Here is a 17,776-nt window from a genome sequence, read left to right as displayed (position 1 = left end):
AGCGCAAAGGCACCCGCCGGACAAGAGGGCGTGCGCGATCTCCACTCGATGTGCTCATGACCGGGAGCACTCGGATCCGCACGTCGCGAGCTCGAACCACACGGTCTTGCCCGGCCCGTCCTGGTGGCAGCCCCAGCGCCGGGAGAGCGCCTCCACCAGGAACATCCCTCGGCCGCTCTCCGAGGCCCCCGCGTCCAGCACCCTCGGCACGCGGTTGCCGTGGTCCCGGACCTCGCAGCGCAGGATCCCGTGCGCGGCGAACAGGGTGAGCCGGAAGCGGCTCGCCGAGTGCACGAGGGCGTTGGTGGCCAGCTCGCTCACCAGCAGTTCGGCCACGTCCGCCAGATCGTCCAGGTCGGCGAGCCCCCACCCCTCCAGTTGCCGGCGGACCTCCGCACGGGCCTCACGGACCGCGGAGGGACGGGGGTCGTACTCGACGCTCAGATGGCCGGCCCCCATGGGCGGTTGGGGATACGAACCGTACTGGGGACCGGGATCCGGGAAGCGCGCCCCGTAGAGGTGCAGCATGAGTCCACAGTGGCGGGCGCACGGGTACGGGCGCACGGGGAGGAATACCCGATTCCCTACCTGCTCCCGGCACCTCGCTACCCGAACTGGAGCCGTACGCTCGTCCCCTCCCGATCGTCACGGACGTCGACGTAGGTGCACACCTGCCGGGCGAACCACAGCCCCTGCCCGGGTTCCAGTTCCGCGCTCGGCGGCGGTACGAAGCCGGCCAGCGGGTCGTCGACGCGGCGCGGGGCGCGCAGCTCGCAGACACAGGCCGGGGCCTCGCCCCACAGCACGGCACCGTCGAGCGGCCCGAGGACGGCGGCCGCCTCGGTGACGGCCGTAGCGAACAACTCGGCGTCCGCGGCGGGCAGTCCCTGCACGGTCGCCCAGGTGCGCACGGCATCGGCGCTCGGCGCGGGGCCGGGAAGCCGTTCGGCGTCGGCGGGGAGCGGGGCCAGCGGTACGGCGTCGAGTTCGGCGGCGAGCCGGAACGGGTCCTCGTACACCTCGGTGTCGGGGTGGGCACGGCGGGCGGCGGCCACGACGGCCGGGCCCGCGACGCGGGAGTCGTAGGCGCACAGGGCCGTCGTCGCGAGCGGGGCGAAGAGGAGGTTGGCGAGGGCCTCGTACCGGATCCACTCGGCGGCCTCCCGCGGCGAGCGCCCCGCCCGGCCGCCCCAGACGGGTTCCATGAGCAGATGGATGCGGCCGCCGGGTCCGGCGTTCGCCGCGAGGTATCCGGCTCCCTGGGCGACCGCGTTGGCGGCGGACCCGGTGTACCACTCGGCGTGCGGCACGAGAACGACCCCCTTGGCGTCACTGCCGAGAGCGTCCCGCAGAAGGTCCAGGTTCCCGGGCGCGGCGATGGCGACGGGCGGGGGTTCGCCGGGGGTGGCGAGGGCTTCGTCGAGGAAGGGAAGGGCCGCGGCGAGGAATTCCTCGTCGCTGGCGAAGACGGTGATGCGGTGGTCGAACTGGGTGGGGGGCGGGGCGGGGTGGGCGGTCATGGGGGTGGTTCTCCCTCGGGGCGGTTGTCGGGGTGGGGTGGGTGGGGAGCGTCCGCGGTGGGCGGGGCTCAGCGTTGGGCTGCCATCCAGGCCGCGATCTGGCTGCGGTTGTTGCAGCCGAGCTTGCCGAGGATGCGTTCGACATGGCCCTCGGCGGTGCGGCGGGCGATGATCAGGCGGTCGGCGATCTGCTGGTTGGCGAGGCCCTGGGCGACGAGTTCGGCGACCTCTCTCTCGCGGCGGGTGAGGTGGATGCCGGTAGCGGGGCGGGGGGATCCGGACCGGCCGCCGTTCACCGCGCGGGAGCCGGTGTCGTGGAGGGCGTCGTGGACGGCGTAGTCGACGGTCTCCGCGAGGCCCGCGCCGAGGCCGCGTCCGCGTTCGTACGCCCGTCGGAAGCCGGGTGGGCCGAGCGCCTCGCGTGAGCGGGTCTCGCTGTCGCGGCGGGTGGCCTTGAGGGCCGCCGAGCCCCAGCGGTCGCGGTCGATGCCGGCCCAGGTGTGGTCGGCGGCGCCGAGCAGGACGGCCGCGCGCTCGTGGGCGCCCGTCTCCGTGGCGATGCGGGCCAGGAGGTCGAGGGTGAGGGCGCTGCCGGTGACGTCGTGGACGGCGAGTTTGAGGCGCAGGGCGTGGCGGGCGTGGTGGTCGGCCTGCTGCCAGTCGCGCTGCACGGTGTGGGCGAGGGCGAGCATCCGCAGGACGTACGAGTGCACCCACTCCTCGCCGTGCCGTTCGCACATCCGGCGGGCCCGCTCGCAGACCTCGACGGCACGCTCGGCCTCGCCCAGGAACCCCAGGGCGCAGGCGAGTTCGACCTGGTCGAGGCCGTACAGGCTGAGGTGCTGGCCGGGGACGGGGCCGCGCAGGACGCTTGCCTCGAAGTGCTTCAGCGCGGTCGGCAGGTCGTCCATGAACAGGGTGATGACGCCGATGACGTACTCGGCGTGCGCCGCCTCCGCCGCGTCGTCGAGGTCCTGGGCCAGGGCGTGGGCGTCCCGGGCGAGGGCGAGTCCCGCGGTGAGGTCATGGGTGGCGGCGGCGAGGAGCCCGGCGATCCACAGGCCGCGGGCCCGTTCCCGGGTCGGGTCCGGGTTGGCGGCCAGGGCGCGGTCGAGCCAGTGCCGGCCCTCTCGGGGGGCGCCGCAGGCGTGCCAGTAGAACCACAGGGTGCCGGCGAGGCGCAGGCCCGGGAGGGGCTCGCCCGGGGTGGTGAGGCTGAAGTCGAGGGCGGTACGGAGGTTGTCCTGGTCGGCGCGCAGCCGGGCGACGATCTCCCGCTGGCCCGGACCGAACCAGGCCCGCTCGCAGGCGGCGGCCCGGTGCAGCATCCAGTCCCGCTGGCGGCGCCGGGCCGCGGGCTCCTCGCCGGGCAGTCGGCGCAGGCGGTCCAGGCCGTAGTGGCGAAGGGTGTCGAGGAGGCGGTAGCGGATGCCGTCGGGGCCGGACTCGCGGGACAGTACGGACTTGTCGACGAGGCCCGTGACGGCGTCGAGGACGTCGTAACCCCGCAGGGGCGCCGTGGCCCCCACGGGAGCCTCCGCCGGGGCGGCGTCCTCCCCCGCGCACACGGCCTCCGCCGTCTCCAGATCGAAGCTCCCGGCCAGGACCGACAGCCGCGCCCACACCAACTGCTCCCGTGCGTCGCACAGTTCGTGACTCCAGTCGACCGCCGCCCGCAGGGTCTGGTGGCGGGGCAGGGCCGCGGGGCTGCCGCCGGTCAGCAGGCGGTAGCGGTCGTCGAGGCGGTCCAGGAGCTGCCCGACGTCGAGGACGCGCATGCGGACGGCGGCGAGTTCGATGGCGAGGGGGAGGCCGTCCAGGCGGCGGCAGAGGCGGGCGACGGCCCCGCGGTTGGCGGCGGTCAGCCGGAAGCCGGGGACCACCGCGGCGGCTCGGTCGGCGAAGAGGGCCAGGGCCGGGTAGCCCTCGGGGGTGGTGAGGTCGCCGTCCGGGTCGGGCACCGGCAGGGGCCGTACGTCCAGGAGGTGTTCCTCGGTGAGACCCAGGCGGTGGCGGCTGGTGGCGAGGATCCGTACGCCGGTCGTGCCGTGCAGCAGCGCAGCGGCGAGTTCGGCGCAGGCGGGCAGGAGGTGTTCGCAGTTGTCGACGAGGAGCAGCAGCCGGCGGTCCCGTAACCGTTCCACCAGCGCCTGGAGCGGCGGCTGCGCGGAGTGGTCGTGGAGGTCGAGCGCGTCGGCGGCGGCGAGCGGGACGAGCGCCGGGTCGTCCAGGCCGGAGAGGTGCACGACGCGCACGCCGTCGGGGAAGGTGCGCCGTACGGCGCCCGCGATGCGTGCGGCGAGGCGGGTCTTGCCGACGCCGCCCGGGCCGGTCAGCGTGACCAGCCGTGTCCTGGCCAGGAGTTCGCGGCCGGCGGCGAGTTCGCCGCGCCGGTCCACGAAGGTGGTCGTCTCGACCGGCAGCTGATGATCCCGTGGCGCTGATCCGCCCATGATCAGCCGTTCCTCTGCGGGTGTCGTCGAAGGGAGCCGGAATCGGGAGGGCGGGGAAGCAGGGAGCCGGGGAGCCGGAGGGTGCGCCGGTCCCCGCCTGTGCCGCCGCTCCCACCGCTCCCCCCTTGCGCGGTTCCTCACCCTCCCCCGGCCCCGCGCCGGTTCGCACCCCCGGATCACACCCCCGGGTGGACTTCGCGCGGGACCGCTCCGTGCGGAGGCGTCGCGCGTACACTGCGCGGCTGATTTTCGAATGGTTCGCGCCGCGACCAACGAGCCGCTCTTGACCTGCTCATGCCAGCGGCCCACGATGAGCGCCACACCCGCACCACGTAAGTACGTCGCACTGAACCCCACCCCCCACTCCCACAAGGAGACTTCATGCGACTTCGCATACGCGGCTCCGGCGCCCGCAGCGGCAGACGTACCGCCGCGCTCGCCACGCTGCTCGCCCTCACCCTCGCGGCGCCCCTCTCCGCGAACATGACCGCGAACGCCGACAGCGCCGCCAAGGCGGCCCCTTCGGCGGACGACGTCCGGCAGTACGAGATCCACACGCACTCGACCGCCAAGGACCGCACGGCACTTCAGCAGGCCGGAGTGACCGTGGACGAGGCCGACAGCCACGGTGTCGTCGTCTCCGGCCGCGCGGACCAGATCAGGAAGCTGCGGGCGCTCGGCTACGAGGCCACCCCGCTCGGCGCGGTCCCCGACCGGTCCGCCGGCGAGGACGACGTCCGGCTCTACGACTTCCCGTCCGGCGACTCGAATTACCACAACTACGCGGAGATGACGAGCGAGATCAACTCGCTCGTCTCGGCCAACTCCTCCATCGCGAGCCAGCGCGTCATCGGCACCTCGTACCAGGGCCGGAACATCGTCGCCATCAAGATCAGCGACAACGTGGGGAGCGACGAGGCCGAGCCGGAGGTCCTCTTCACGCACCACCAGCACGCCCGTGAGCATCTGACCGTCGAGATGGCGCTCTACCTGCTGCGCGAGCTGACCTCCGACTACGGCAGCGACTCCCGGGTCACCAGCATGGTGAACAACCGCGAGATCTGGATCGTCCCCGACCTCAACCCGGACGGCGGCGAGTACGACATCGCCACCGGCTCCTACCGGTCGTGGCGCAAGAACCGGCAGCCCAACTCCGGTTCGTCCGCGGTCGGGACCGACCTCAACCGGAACTGGAACTACCGGTGGGGCTGCTGCGGCGGTTCATCGGGGTCGGCGTCCTCGGACACCTACCGGGGCGCGTCCGCCGAGTCGGCGCCCGAGGTCAAGGTCGTCGCCAACTTCGTGCGCAGCCGCGTCGTCGGCGGGGTGCAGCAGATCAAGGCCGGCGTCGACTTCCACACGTACAGCGAGCTGGTGTTGTGGCCGTTCGGGTACACCTACTCCGACACGACGACCGGGATGACGGCCGACGACCGCAACGCGTTCGCCACGGTCGGGCAGAAGATGGCCGCGAGCAACGGCTACACGCCGGAGCAGTCCAGTGACCTGTACATCACCGACGGCTCGATCGACGACTGGCTGTGGGGCAACCAGAAGATCTTCGCGTACACCTTCGAGATGTACCCGAGGTCCGGGGGCGGCGGCTTCTACCCGCCCGACGAGGTGATCGAGCGGGAGACCTCCCGGAACCGGGACGCGGTACTGCAGCTGCTGGAGAACGCCGACTGCATGTACCGGTCCATCGGGAAGGAAGCCCAGTACTGCGCCTAGCTACTTGACGTCGGCTTCCTCGGCGTCCACTTCGTCGGCGTCCGCCGCCTCGGCGTCCGCGTCCTCGAAGTAGGCGTCGAGGACCGCGTCCAGCTGCTCGTCCCACTCCGTGAAGCGGCTCCTGGCCGTCGCCTCGATCTCGATCGGGTACCAGCGGCGGTCAGGAGTGTGCACCGTGACGGTGTAACGCTTCCCGAAGCGCGGGGACTCCGTCTCGACGGCGCCGATCTCGTCCCAGCGGAACTCGCACTCCTGGTCGTCCAGGGAGAGTCTGACGCCCTTGTGGTCGGCGACGATACGGGCCCGACGGTCGGCGGCCTCGAAGACGGGCCCGTCGACCGGGGCCTCCTCAGCGGCGTCCTCCTCGGCCCCCTCGGCTTCGGCGGCGTTCCGCGCCTCGGCCTCGTCGGCCTCGATGGCCGTGTCGGTCTCCTCGGAGTCCGTCCCCTCGGAAGTCGCCTCCTTCGAGGCGGCCTCCTCGGCCACGTCCTCCTCCCGCACGCCCTCCGGCTTGGCTGACGCGGGTGAGGTGAGCCCGGGGATGAAGGCCGGGTCGAACCCGGCGCCTTCCAGGGGCTGGCTGCCTGAACCTATGCGCTGCTCCACAGCGCAGCAGTATGGTCGACAACCCTGTGCGCCGCACAACCAGCCCCCGCATCGTTACACGAAGAAGCTCAGCACCCCGGCCACCACAAATCCGGCAACCGACAACACACTCTCCAAGACCGTCCACGTCTTCAACGTGTCCCGCTCGCTGATGCCGAAGTACTTGGCGACGATCCAGCTGCATCCGTCAGCGCGCTCCGCGCGCGGGCACCGTCGTTGACGTGGGAGCCTCGAAGTAGGCGTTTTGGAGTTCTCTCTCGCACAAGGCGGGAGACTCTCCTCCAGGTCGCCCCGGGGAGTTCGACAGCACTCAGGTCTGTCTGACGACTGCCCTCCCGGCAACCGTGACGAGTGCGAGACCCGCCCGATCGATGTTGCGGCTTGCGTTGAAGTCGGCATTCCCCGACCACTGGCACTCATTGTTCCGGCACGCGAACCACTGCTGTGACTCCCGGCTGCCCAAGGTGACGGTTCCGCATTCGGAACAGCGCAGGGATGTGCCGGGTGAAGGCACCTGAACCAGGCGACCGCCGCGGTCGTCGACCTTGTAGGCGAGCAGTTCGACGGTTCGTCCCCACGCCTCGCCGGCGATACCGCGGTTCAGCCCAGCCTTCTGGGCCACCTTGACACCGGGCAAGTCGCCCCTCCCCCGCGCCGACTTGATCATGTTCACTACACTGAGCCGTTCTACCGACACCAGCGTGTACGTCTCCGCGATCGCGGTAGTGGTCTTGTGCTGCCAGTCGAGCACCCTCCGCTTGGCTCTCGCGCGAAGGTCCTTGATCTGGTCGTACGTGGCGCGCAGTCTCTTCGAGACCCGCCCTCCGGGTTTCTTGTGCCGCTCCCGATGAGCGGCCTGTCGTTGAGCGCGGAGAAGCCGCGCTTCTTCCTCCTCGGTCAGCCAGGCCCTGTGCTCGTACGTGCTGCCGTCCGAGAGGGCCAGCGGAATGACGATGCCCCGGTCGATACCCACATGTGAGTCGGCCCAGTCTCTCGGTGGCGCCGTCTGCGCCTCGGTCTCGACACGGAAGGCGATGTGCCATCCAAGCGCATCCTTGGTCAGCCGCGCGCCGGTGATCCGGCCTGGAGGACTGCCCTTGGTCACCCCCGGGAGCTCCCTCGTCCAGCGGAACCGCACCCGTCCGAGCTTCGGGATGTTCACCATCCCCCAGCGACGATGCACACGTACAACATGCAGATCCCGTCCCTGAGGAATGTCCACAGCAAGTACCGCACGCGAGCGGGACTTGTAGGTCGGCGCCTCCGCCCTGCCGTCCCAGCAGTTCACCCAGGCGCGGTGGTACGTCTTCAGAACCGCCTGCGCTGCCTGCGCCGGAAGCACCCCCAGCCACTCGACGCGGGTCCGCGCCCAACGGACCTCACCGTCCAGGTAGGCAACTGGAGGGCGCCGCGCCCCGGAGACGGTGACCAATTCGTGCAGCAGATTCCACAGTGCCCGTGCGGCATGCGCCTGATCATCGAGCCGGGTCTCTTGCTGAGGAGTGAGCGCCAGGCGCGTGCGAAAGCCGCGATACCGCGGCACCGCCCGGCTCATACGAGTACCTCCCCCGCCGCGTCATGCTGTCGATCAGATCAACGACACCGACGAGGAAAGGTCACGCGTTCGAAAGGCGGTTGTCTATCCGAGCACCGCAAGGGCGTCGATCTCGATCAGCAGCCCCTCGGGCAGACCGACATACACCGTGGTGCGTGCGGGTGCGGCCTGTGCGACCCCCTGCTCCTCGAAATACGAGTCGTAAATCTCGTTGAACTCGACGAAGTGCCCCGTGTCCCTCAGATAGACGCGGATCATCATCGCGTCGTCCCAGGAGGCGCCGCCCTCCGCCAGGATCGCCTTGACATTGGCGAGGGTCTGGAGGGTCTGCTCGCGCAGGGTGGGGCCGGCCGGCGTCGGGGGCTGCCCCTCGACGGCGGGGAGGAAGCCGACCTGGCCCGCGACCTGGAGGATGTTCCCCTTCCTCACACCGTGGGAGAACTTCGCCGGAGGCGTGGTGTGGGTCTTCGGGGTGAGTGCGGTCTTCTCGGTCATGCGGTGCCTTTCGCTGTGTTTCTGCCGGAGTACTCGCCGCTGATGCCTTCCGCGGTACGGCGCACCAGCGGGAGCAGGGTGAGGAGTTCCTCGGCGGTGACGACGACGTTCGGCGCGGAGACCGACATCGCGGCGACGACCCGGCCGTCCCCGCCGCGGATCGGTGCGGCGACGCAGTTGATGGACTCCTCGTGGCCACCGAGGTCGGTGGCCCAGCCCTGTTCGCGCACCTTGTCCAACTCCCGTAGGAAGGCGGGGGCGTTGGGGGTGGAACGGGCCGTGTACATGGGGTAGTCGAACTTCTCGGCGAGAGGGCGGCGCTCGTGCTCGGGCAGATCGGCGAGAAGGAGCTTCGCGACCGCGGCGACGGTGATGGCCACCGGTTTGCCGATCCGGGAGTACATCCGCACCGGGTACCGGCTCTCCACCTTGTCGATGTACAGCACCTCGTCCTCCTCGTAGACGGCGAGGTGGACGGTGTGCCCGCACTGCTCGTTGAGGCGTACGAGGTGGGGGTGGGCGATCTCGCGGATGTCGAGGTTCTCCATCGCCTCCTGCGCGAGGGCGATGAGGCGGGCGCCGAGGCGGTAGCGCTGGTCGGACTGGCGGTAGACGAGGCCGTGCTCGTGCAGGGTACGCAGCAGGCGCAGGGCCGTGGACTTGTGGACGCCGAGGCGGTCGGCGACCTGGCCCAGGTCGGCGGGGCCCTCGGCGAGCAGCGGCAGGATGCTCAGCGCGCGGTCGACGGTCTGACTCATGGCGTACGTACCTCCTCGTCGGCCCTCTCTGCGGCTTGCGTCCAGCCGGGGCCGAGTCGAAGTTTCTCCCACCCGGCGTCGTCCAGGGCCACCAGGCGGTCGGCGGTGTCGCGGGCAGGGGGCGCGGCGAGGTCGCCGGGGGCGGTGAGGGTGGCTGCCGCCCAGAGGTGACCGTGACGGAGGCGGTCGGCGAAGGGGAGTTCGCGCAGGGTGGCGGAGAGGAACCCGGCGGCGAAGGCGTCGCCGGCGCCTGTCGCTGCCGCGATGTGGACGTGGGGGGACGGGACGAATGCCGTGGACTGCCGGGTGCCCGGGATTGCCGCCGGCCGGGGGTGGGTGGCGCTGTCCGGCGCTTGCGGGGTGCCGCCCTTCTGTGGGACGGGGCGGCTTGGCTCAGCGCCGTCCGCAGCTTGCGACGGGGGACCGTCAGCCGACCTCAGGGACGCGGGGCTGTCACATGTGCGGCTTCCCCGCGTGGGCGCGACCGGCTCACCACCACCCGCACCCGACACGAAGGCCGTAGCCCCCACTCCTCCTTGCTTCACCACCAACACCCGCGGCTCGGGCAGCGCGGCGCGCACCGCCTCCGGTCCGCCCGTGATGCCCCACGCCTCCTCCGCCTCGTCCTCCCCCACGAACACGACATCGGCACCACGCGCCAGTTCCAGCAGCACCCGCGGACCGTCGGCGTCGGTCCACAGTCCCGGTCGGTGATTGACGTCGAACGAGACGAGAGGGCGCTGCGCGAGCGGAGCCGTCAGCTCCCGCAGCAACTCCAGACACCCCTCCGACAACGCCGCCGTGATCCCCGACAGATGCAGCACCCGGCCCGAACGCGCCATGCCCGGGTCCATGTTCGCCACCGACATGGCCGAGGCCGCCGAGCCCGCCCGGTAGTACGCCACCTCGTGGGCCTTTGTGGCCCGGTCCCCCTCCGTACGGAAATACACGCCCGTCGGGCGAGCCGGGTCGCGGCGCACCGCCGAGACGTCGACGCCGTAGGCCGCGATCGTCTCGACCAGGTGGTCGCCGAACCCGTCGGCCCCCACCCGGCTCACCCACCGCACGGAGTGCCCGGCCGCCGCGAGCCCACACGCGACGTTCGACTCCGCGCCCCCGATTCCCCGCTCGAACGACGGAACATCGGCGAGGCGTCCCGGCCGCGAGGGCAGGAACGTGACCATGGACTCGCCGAGCGCGACGACGTCCACGACGTCGGGGGCATTGCAGGGTCCGGTGAGGGTCACGATCGTCGTAGCTCCAGGACTTGGGCGGGTTGACCGGCGGCTCCGTTGACCCGCGGTTGGCCGAGATGTTAGACAGCGATAAGCGATATACGCAATGAGCGTTGCAGGATCTGCAACAGACCCGATCAGGGAGGCTCCATGACAGCCGACAGCCCCTCGGATGCCCTCGCCCGCCTCGGAGAGGAACGCGTCGACCACCGCTTCAAGGGCCTCCCCCCGGACGCCGACGGCCTGACGGTCGCCGAGCTGACCGCCCAGCGCCGCAACCTCTTCACCGACGGCTTCGCCACCCCGGTGCTCGCGCTCTCCGCCGAGCGCCTGGAGCACAACCTCGACCTCATGGAGACGTACGCCGCCCGGCACGGCCTCGCCTTCGCCCCGCACGGCAAGACCTCCATGGCGCCGCAGCTGTTCCAGCGCCAGATCGAGCACGGCGCCTGGGGCATCACGCTCGCGGTGCCGCACCAGGTGCGGGTGGCGCGGGCGTACGGCGTCCGGCGGATCTTCCTCGCGAACGAGCTGGTGGACGCGGCAGCGCTGCGCTGGATCGCGGGCGAGCTCGCCGCCGACGACGACTTCCGCCTCATCACCTACGTCGACTCCGTGCGCGGCGTGGAACTGATGGACGCGGCGCTGCGCGACGCCGGCGCCACCCGCCCCGTGGACGTCGTGATCGAGCCGGCGGCCGGTGAGCACGCCCGGACCGGGGCCCGTACGGAGGCGGTGTGCGCCGCCGTCGCGGACGCGGTGGCCGCCGTGTCCACGCTGCGGCTGGTCGGCGTCGCGGGATACGAGGGCGAAGTCCCGCAGGCGGACCCCGAGCGCGTGCGGGCCTGGCTGCGCCGGGTGATCGCCATGGTCGTCGACTTCGACAAGGCGGGCCGGTTCGCGGGCCTGGACGAGATCGTCGTCAGCGCGGGCGGCAGTGCCTGGTTCGACGCGGTGGCGGACGTGTTCGCCGAGATCCCCGAACTCTCCCTCCCGGTGCTGAAGCTGCTGCGCTCGGGCGCGTACGTCTCGCACGACGACGGGCACTACCGCAAACTGACCCCGTTCAACCGGGTCCCGGAGGAGGGTGCCCTCGAACCCGCCTTCCGACTGTGGTCCCAGGTCGTCTCGCGCCCCTCCGCCGAGCAGGCCTTCACCAACGCGGGCAAGCGCGACGCGGCCTACGACCTCGATCTGCCGTTCGCGCAGGTGGTGCGGCGCGACGGCACCGAGCGGCCGGCCACCGGCATCTCGGTCACCGGCCTTTCCGACCAGCACGCGTGGCTGGCGACGACCGGGGAGGCGGACCTGGAGGTCGGGGACTGGCTCGGCATGGGGCTGTCGCATCCGTGCACGTCGTTCGACAAGTGGCAGCTGATCCCGGTCGCCCGGGCGGACGGGACGGTCGTCGAATACATCCGCACGTTCTTCTAGACGACACAGGAGAGAGGGGAGGTATCGGTCATGGAAGAGCTGGTGATCCGGGACGCGGACGTCGTGGACGGCGGCGGCGGCCCGTCGTACCGCGCCGACGTGGTCGTGGACGGCGGCAGGATCGTGTCGATCGTCCAGGAGGCGGCCGCGGCGGGCTGCCAACGCCCCGAGGCACGCCGGGAGCTGGACGCGGAGGGTCTCGTCCTCTCCCCCGGCTTCATCGACATGCACGCCCACAGCGACCTGGAGCTGCTGCGCGACCCCGGCCACAGCGCCAAGGCCGCGCAGGGGGTCACCCTTGAGGTGATCGGCCAGGACGGGCTGTCGTACGCGCCCGTCGACGACCGCACGCTCGCCGAGGTCCGCCGCGCGATCACCGGCTGGAACGGCTCCGGCGACGACATCGACTTCGACTGGCGGACGGTGGGCGAGTACCTGGACCGCCTCGACTTCGGTTTCGAAGGCCAGGGCATCGCGGTCAACGCGGCCTACCTGATCCCGCAGGGCACGGTCCGCGCGCTCGCCGTCGGCTGGGAGGACCGCGCGGCGACGCCGGACGAGCTCGACCGGATGCGTCAGCTGGTCGCCGAGGGCATGGCGCAGGGCGCGGTCGGCATGTCGTCCGGGCTGACGTACACGCCGGGCATGTACGCCAAGGACGCGGAACTGACCGAGCTGTGCCGGGTGGTGGCGTCGTACGGCGGCTACTACTGCCCGCACCACCGCTCCTACGGGGCCGGGGCCCTGGAGGCGTACGAGGAGATGGTGGCCCTGACGAGGGAGGCGGGCTGCTCTCTTCATCTGGCCCACGCCACCATGAACTTCGGCGTGAACAAGGGCCGTGCGCCGGAGCTGTTGTCGCTGCTGGACAAGGCACTGGAGTCGGGGGCCGACATCACCCTCGACACCTACCCCTACACGCCCGGCTGCACGACGCTCGTCGCCATGCTGCCGAGCTGGGCGAGCGAGGGCGGCCCCGAGGCGGTGCTGGCCCGGCTGGCGGACGACGACACCGCCGAGCGCATCCGGCACCACATGGAGGTCGTCGGCGCGGACGGCTGCCACGGCGTGCCCATCGAGTGGGACACCATCGAGATCTCGGGCGTGAGCGACCCGGCGCTCGGCGACTTCGTCGGCCGTACGATCCGGCAGTCGGCGGACGCGCGGGGCGAGGCCCCGTGGGTGACGGCCCGCCGGCTGCTCCTGGACGACCGGCTGGGCTCGACGATCCTCCAGCACGTCGGCCACGAGGAGAACGTGCGGACGATCATGCGGCACCGCGTCCACACGGGTGGTTCGGACGGCATCCTGCGCGGCACGAAGCCGCATCCACGGGCGTACGGCACGTTCCCGCACTATCTCGGCCGGTACGTGCGGGAGTTGGGGGTGCTGTCCCTGGAGGAGTGCGTGGCCCATCTGACCGCGCGCCCGGCGGCGCGGCTGCGGCTGCGGGACCGGGGGCTGGTCCGCGAGGGGTACCGGGCGGACCTGGTGCTGTTCGACCCGGCGACGGTAGCGGCGGGCTCCACCTTCGAGGAGCCGCGCACGCTACCGACGGGCATCCCGCATGTCCTGGTCGACGGCCGTTTCGTGATCGAGGACGGCCGCCGCACGGACGTACTGGCGGGACGGGCGATCCGGGGAACCGCCTAGCCGGTTACGGCTTGGGCAGCACGCATCCGCTCGCGTTCAGGTCGAGCTTGTTGTCGACGCCGAAGCAGGCGTGGATCTGGTAGATCTCCTGGGCGTAGTTGATGCCCTGGCGGACGGTGACGTTGCCGCTCTCGTCGACCTCGCACGGGTTGTTGACCGTACAGCGCTCGCCGTCCTCGTTGCCGGTGTTGTTGACGGCGACGACCTGGTTGGTGGCCTGGTCGATGACGGGAGAGCCGGAGGTGCCGCCGATGGTGTTGCAGGCGGAGGTGTAGCGGACCGAGTCCTTGAAGGTCCAGTCGCCTTCCTTGAGGCGGTACGCGAACCCGTCGATGTTGCAGTTGTACAGCCGCTTCCAGTAGCCGGAGGCGACGGTGATGGCGGTGCCCTTGACCGGGTGGGTGTCGGCCACCGTGAGCGGGTTGATGCTGTACGAGCTCTTGATCTGCGCGTACGTGGTGGTGAGTTGGTAGAAGGCGACGTCCGTGTCGGTCATCGTCCCGTAAGCGATCTTGCTGGCCCGCAGCGTGCCGGCCCGGCCGCCGGAGGAGTTGAGCAGGGTGAACGTACGGCTGGAGGCCCGGTCGACCACGACGTCGCCCGGGCCCGGCATGCCGGTCTCCAGACAGTGGCCGTTGGTCATCACCAGCGCCGGGTCGTTGTCCTCCGAGTCCGGGAAGCGGACGACGGAGCCGGAACAGTTGCTGAGCGCGACGGTGCCCGCGAAGTTGACGGCCTTGACCTTGGGACTGTTCAGGACCTGGCCGAGGGTGTCCGCGGTGGAGGCGACGGTGTCATTGACCACCGACGTGACCGAGCCCGCGTCCACGCTCTTGCCGAAGGAAGCGGCCGAGTCCACGGGAGCCGCGACCGCGGGTGCGGCGCCGGCCCCGGCTATCGCCAGGGCGAGGAGGGCGGCGCCGAGCGGTTTTCTCATGTGGGGGTCCCCTCATACGAGGAGGGTGACCGAAGAATCTCCGGCCACCCGCACTTTTGTCATGCACATTCTCACGCAGGAGGGGGGTACGGACAAGGACTTGATTACCGGCGAGTTCGAGCCGTAGGGGTTTCCCTATCACGGGGAGTGCGGCGCCCGGCAGATCCGCCGGGCCGACGGCGCAGGACGTTCACGGAACGGCGCCGGGATCACCACAGCCGATCACACCGGGGGCGCGACACGCCTCGGGACAAACTCCGCCCGGGCAGCCGGTCGTTGCCCCTTCCGGCGCCCCCGAAGAGCCGTCAGCCCGCCGATCGGCGTCGGCGGACCCTGCCCCGCTGCGCCCAGCCGGCCCCGAACGGCGGCGCTACTTGGGGCCCTTCGTGTTCCCCAGCCCCCGCCCCGGGTTGTCCCCACGTCCGCCGCCCGGCGCCCCCGTGCTCGCGGTCGCGGTCGGGGTCGAGGGCGCCGTGCTCGTGGTGGCGGGCGCCGACGAGGGCGTGCCGGTCCTGCCGTCCTCGTCGGCCCCGTCCGGCGCGGACGTGCTCGGCGAGGCGCCCGGGGCCTGCGCACCCGGCGACCCGGTGGGGTCGGACGAACGGGGCGTGGCGGGGTCGCCGTCCAGGGGGTCGGCCCGGTCCGCCGATGCCCCCGCCGTCGGGCTCGCACCGCCCTGCTCGCCGTGCGAGCCGCCCTCCGGCGAGGAGCCGGACAGGGAGAACCCCGCCATGATCGCCGCCGCCGACACCGCCCCCACCGCGCCGGCCACGATCGCCACGCGCCGCGAGCCCCGGGCCCGCGCCCTGCGGCGCGCCCCCCGGCCCGCACCGCCCGCCCGAGGCGCGCGGCGCGCAGCCGCGCCACGCGCGGGCACACCGGGGCCGGGGCCCGCAGGAATCTCGCCGTGGCCGCCGGCCGCCCCCTCGGCCGTCCCCGCATCACCCACCCGGGGCAGCGGCGCCGTCTCGTCGTACGCGTTCTGCCAGCCGTGCGCGGCCGCCGGATCCGCGTACTCCTCGTACGCCGGGGGCGCCGTCGGCCTCGGGTGGTACACGTTCGGCTGCCCCTGCGGTGTCCCGTTCTCGCGCTCAGGTGGGCTGGACATGGCCGCGCATTGTAGGGACGGGTCCGGCCCGTGCGACAGCTACCGGCGATAACAGCCCAAAGCCCCCGCGTCTCACGTGTCGGAAAACACCGACCAAGGCGCTTTACCGGGCCGTAAGCTCCTTGACATGCAGGTGATCCAGTCGACCAAGCTCGCCAACGTCTGTTACGAGATCCGGGGCCCGGTGCTCGAGGAGGCGATGCGGCTTGAATCGGCGGGGCATCGGATCCTCAAGCTGAACACCGGCAACCCGGCCGCGTTCGGCTTCGAGGCCCCGCCCGAGATCCTGGAGGACGTCCTCCGCAACGTGTCGTCGGCGCACGGCTACGGCGACGCGAAGGGCCTGCTGGCCGCGCGCCGGGCCGTCGTCATGCACAACCAGACCCTGGGCATCGAGACCGACGTCGAGCACGTCTTCATCGGCAACGGCGTCTCCGAGCTGATCGTCATGGCGATGCAGGCCCTGCTCGACGACGGCGACGAGGTGCTGGTCCCGGCGCCCGACTACCCCCTGTGGACCGCGGCCGTCTCCCTGTCCGGCGGCACCGCCGTCCACTACCGGTGCGACGAGCAGTCCGACTGGATGCCCGACCTCGCCGACATCGAGCGCAAGGTCACCGACCGCACCAAGGCCATCGTCATCATCAACCCCAACAACCCGACGGGGGCCGTGTACGACGAGGCCATGCTCCGGGGGCTGACGGACATCGCCCGCCGGCACAACCTCCTCGTCTGCTCCGACGAGATCTACGACAAGATCCTCTACGACGGCGCCACGCACACCCCGACCGCCTCCGTCGCCCCCGACCTGCTCACCCTCACCTTCAACGGCATGTCGAAGGCCTACCGGGTCGCCGGGTACCGGGTCGGGTGGATGGCGATCTCGGGCCCCCGCGCCCACGCCGACTCCTACATCGAGGGCCTCACCATCCTCGCGAACATGCGGCTGTGCGCGAACATGCCCGGCCAGCACGGCGTCGTCGCCGCCCTCAGCGGACGGCAGTCCATCAACGACCTGGTGCTGCCCGGGGGGCGGCTGAAGGAGCAGGTGGACGTCGCGTACGAGCTTCTGACCCAGATCCCCGGCGTGACCTGCGTACGGCCGAAGGGCGCGCTGTATCTCTTCCCGCGCCTCGACCCCAAGGTCTTCAAGATCAAGGACGACCGGCAGATGGTCCTGGACCTGCTGCGGAGCGAGAAGATCATGGTCGTCCAGGGCAGTGGCTTCAACTGGCCGGAGTCGGACCACTTCCGCGTGGTCACCCTGCCGACGGTCACGGACCTGCGGGACGCGATGAGCCGGATCAGCCGGTTCCTCGACGGGTACAGCCAGCCGTGACCCTGCGCAGACGGGCGGCCCCCGTCTTGTGAACGGCTCAACTTTAGACGAAATCTAAGCTAGGATGGTTTCCTGTCAGCGCACAGGAGGCCATCCCATGTACGAACCGATCCGAGCCAAGTCGGTCCACAGCACGATGGCCGGCAACACCACCGACTTCCCTCACCGCTCGCGTGAGGAGGAGCTCGACATCCAGCTCGCCGGCCACCTCGCCGCGCTGCTCGCCGTCACGGACGAGCTGCGCACGACGGAACCCTCCGCCGACCTCGACGCGGCCGCCGTGCGGCTCGCCGACCAGGTGGCCCGGCTGCGGGAAGGACGCAAGCCGGCCCGCGCGGCGGCCTCCGGCGGTCAGGCGAAGCTCGCGGCACTGCACCGGCGCGCACACGCCCTCGCCGGGCGGGCGCTGGTGGTCGCCGCGTCCCGGGCCGACACGGCGGCGGCGATCCTGGCGGCCGAGCGCATGGACGCGCACGCCGCCGCGCAGGCCGAGCCGCAGGAGCTGACCGGCGTCGGCTGAGCCCCCTGAACGGCCCCGGTCCGCGTGCACCCGCAGCGACGCGCGGACCGGGCGCCACAGCCCCGGTACGCCGAAGGCGTGGGGTAGGCGAGGATGCGCGCCGTCGCCGAGGAACTCGATGCCCACGCCGAGCGGTTCGAAGGGGCGCGGCGCGTCGAGGCGTCGGATCGGCCCCGTCGTGCCGGTACCGGCGATGAACCGCCCGTCGACGCGCGGCTTCGCCGCGTGGCGTCCAGTGCGGCCCGCAGCACGTCGGCGGGGACGTCCTCCAGCTGCTCCACGAAGTCCGCCTCGCCGATGCCGGTCGGCACCACCAGGTGGAGCTTGCGTCCCCGGCGCTGCCAGGACAGGGCCGTGTCGACGGCGACCGCCCCGCCGTGCTCCAGGCCGTGGCCGCCCCCGCGACCAGCCACAACACCCCCAAAGCGGCGA

At 71.6% G+C, this 17,776-nt stretch carries 15 protein-coding genes and 1 pseudogene; 5 read left to right on the top strand and 11 right to left on the bottom strand.

Annotation, left to right across the window (positions count from 1 at the left end; genetic code table 11):
• Window positions 1-54 precede the first annotated feature (54 nt).
• The 3 genes from ACFU95_RS33435 to ACFU95_RS33425 all read right to left on the bottom strand — a co-directional run bounded on the left by ACFU95_RS33435 (window position 55) and on the right by ACFU95_RS33425 (window position 3,973).
• The gene (locus ACFU95_RS33435) at window positions 55-459 is read right to left on the bottom strand and encodes an ATP-binding protein (protein WP_383835565.1); all 405 of its coding nucleotides are present in this window, start codon (window positions 457-459) and stop codon (window positions 55-57) included.
• A gap of 146 nt (window positions 460-605) precedes the next feature.
• Complete coding sequence (locus ACFU95_RS33430) at window positions 606-1,520, bottom strand: anti-sigma factor RsbA family regulatory protein (RefSeq protein ID WP_383835454.1); 915 nt, start codon at window positions 1,518-1,520, stop codon at window positions 606-608.
• Window positions 1,521-1,588: 68 nt separating this feature from the next.
• Window positions 1,589-3,973 (bottom strand): ATP-binding protein, encoded by a 2,385-nt coding sequence (locus ACFU95_RS33425; RefSeq protein WP_383835452.1) that lies wholly within the window; start codon window positions 3,971-3,973, stop codon window positions 1,589-1,591.
• 381 nt (window positions 3,974-4,354) lie between these two features.
• Between ACFU95_RS33425 and ACFU95_RS33420 the strand changes: the two genes are divergently transcribed.
• Window positions 4,355-5,704 (top strand): M14 family metallopeptidase, encoded by a 1,350-nt coding sequence (locus ACFU95_RS33420; RefSeq protein WP_383835449.1) that lies wholly within the window; start codon window positions 4,355-4,357, stop codon window positions 5,702-5,704.
• Here the strand turns inward: ACFU95_RS33420 and ACFU95_RS33415 are convergent, their stop codons facing one another.
• The 6 genes and pseudogenes from ACFU95_RS33415 to ACFU95_RS33390 form a co-directional block, all read right to left on the bottom strand.
• Complete coding sequence (locus ACFU95_RS33415) at window positions 5,705-6,310, bottom strand: hypothetical protein (RefSeq protein ID WP_383835446.1); 606 nt, start codon at window positions 6,308-6,310, stop codon at window positions 5,705-5,707.
• Window positions 6,311-6,364: 54 nt separating this feature from the next.
• Window positions 6,365-6,499, bottom strand: a pseudogene (locus ACFU95_RS33410) (hypothetical protein); the annotation flags it as partial.
• 121 nt (window positions 6,500-6,620) lie between these two features.
• Window positions 6,621-7,865, bottom strand: coding sequence for an RNA-guided endonuclease InsQ/TnpB family protein (locus ACFU95_RS33405; protein ID WP_383835442.1), 1,245 nt, complete (start codon window positions 7,863-7,865; stop codon window positions 6,621-6,623).
• Window positions 7,866-7,949: 84 nt separating this feature from the next.
• Window positions 7,950-8,360 carry a RidA family protein gene (locus ACFU95_RS33400; RefSeq protein ID WP_383835439.1) on the bottom strand — a complete coding sequence of 137 codons (411 nt, stop codon included), beginning with the start codon at window positions 8,358-8,360 and terminating at the stop codon, window positions 7,950-7,952.
• A complete protein-coding gene (locus ACFU95_RS33395) occupies window positions 8,357-9,118 on the bottom strand; it encodes an IclR family transcriptional regulator (protein WP_383835436.1) in 762 nt (253 codons plus the stop codon). The genes ACFU95_RS33400 and ACFU95_RS33395 overlap by 4 nt, the downstream gene beginning before the upstream one ends.
• Window positions 9,115-10,365: a PfkB family carbohydrate kinase gene (locus ACFU95_RS33390; RefSeq protein WP_383835433.1), complete on the bottom strand. Its 1,251-nt coding sequence runs from the start codon at window positions 10,363-10,365 to the stop codon at window positions 9,115-9,117. Before ACFU95_RS33390 ends, ACFU95_RS33395 begins: the two co-directional genes overlap by 4 nt.
• A 138-nt stretch (window positions 10,366-10,503) precedes the next feature.
• On the opposite strand from ACFU95_RS33390, the gene ACFU95_RS33385 reads away from it, so the two are divergent.
• Window positions 10,504-11,787 (top strand): alanine racemase, encoded by a 1,284-nt coding sequence (locus ACFU95_RS33385; RefSeq protein ID WP_383835430.1) that lies wholly within the window; start codon window positions 10,504-10,506, stop codon window positions 11,785-11,787.
• 30 nt (window positions 11,788-11,817) lie between these two features.
• Window positions 11,818-13,440, top strand: coding sequence for an amidohydrolase family protein (locus ACFU95_RS33380; protein WP_383835427.1), 1,623 nt, complete (start codon window positions 11,818-11,820; stop codon window positions 13,438-13,440).
• Window positions 13,441-13,444: 4 nt separating this feature from the next.
• Here the strand turns inward: ACFU95_RS33380 and ACFU95_RS33375 are convergent, their stop codons facing one another.
• Both ACFU95_RS33375 and ACFU95_RS33370 read right to left on the bottom strand, forming a co-directional pair.
• Window positions 13,445-14,377 (bottom strand): trypsin-like serine peptidase, encoded by a 933-nt coding sequence (locus ACFU95_RS33375; RefSeq protein WP_383835423.1) that lies wholly within the window; start codon window positions 14,375-14,377, stop codon window positions 13,445-13,447.
• Window positions 14,378-14,747: 370 nt separating this feature from the next.
• A complete protein-coding gene (locus ACFU95_RS33370; protein WP_383835420.1) occupies window positions 14,748-15,485 on the bottom strand; it encodes a hypothetical protein in 738 nt (245 codons plus the stop codon).
• Window positions 15,486-15,612: 127 nt separating this feature from the next.
• On the opposite strand from ACFU95_RS33370, the gene ACFU95_RS33365 reads away from it, so the two are divergent.
• Both ACFU95_RS33365 and ACFU95_RS33360 read left to right on the top strand, forming a co-directional pair.
• Complete coding sequence (locus ACFU95_RS33365) at window positions 15,613-16,824, top strand: pyridoxal phosphate-dependent aminotransferase (protein ID WP_383835417.1); 1,212 nt, start codon at window positions 15,613-15,615, stop codon at window positions 16,822-16,824.
• A gap of 97 nt (window positions 16,825-16,921) precedes the next feature.
• Window positions 16,922-17,344, top strand: coding sequence for a hypothetical protein (locus tag ACFU95_RS33360; RefSeq protein ID WP_383835414.1), 423 nt, complete (start codon window positions 16,922-16,924; stop codon window positions 17,342-17,344).
• Window positions 17,345-17,776: the final 432 nt, after the last annotated feature.

Origin of the sequence: Streptomyces sp. NPDC057623, from assembly GCF_042800355.1 — a bacterium.
GTDB lineage: Bacteria > Actinomycetota > Actinomycetes > Streptomycetales > Streptomycetaceae > Streptomyces.
The sequence above is the reverse complement of the archived record's forward strand: the minus strand, read 5'-3'. Positions and strand labels throughout refer to the sequence as shown.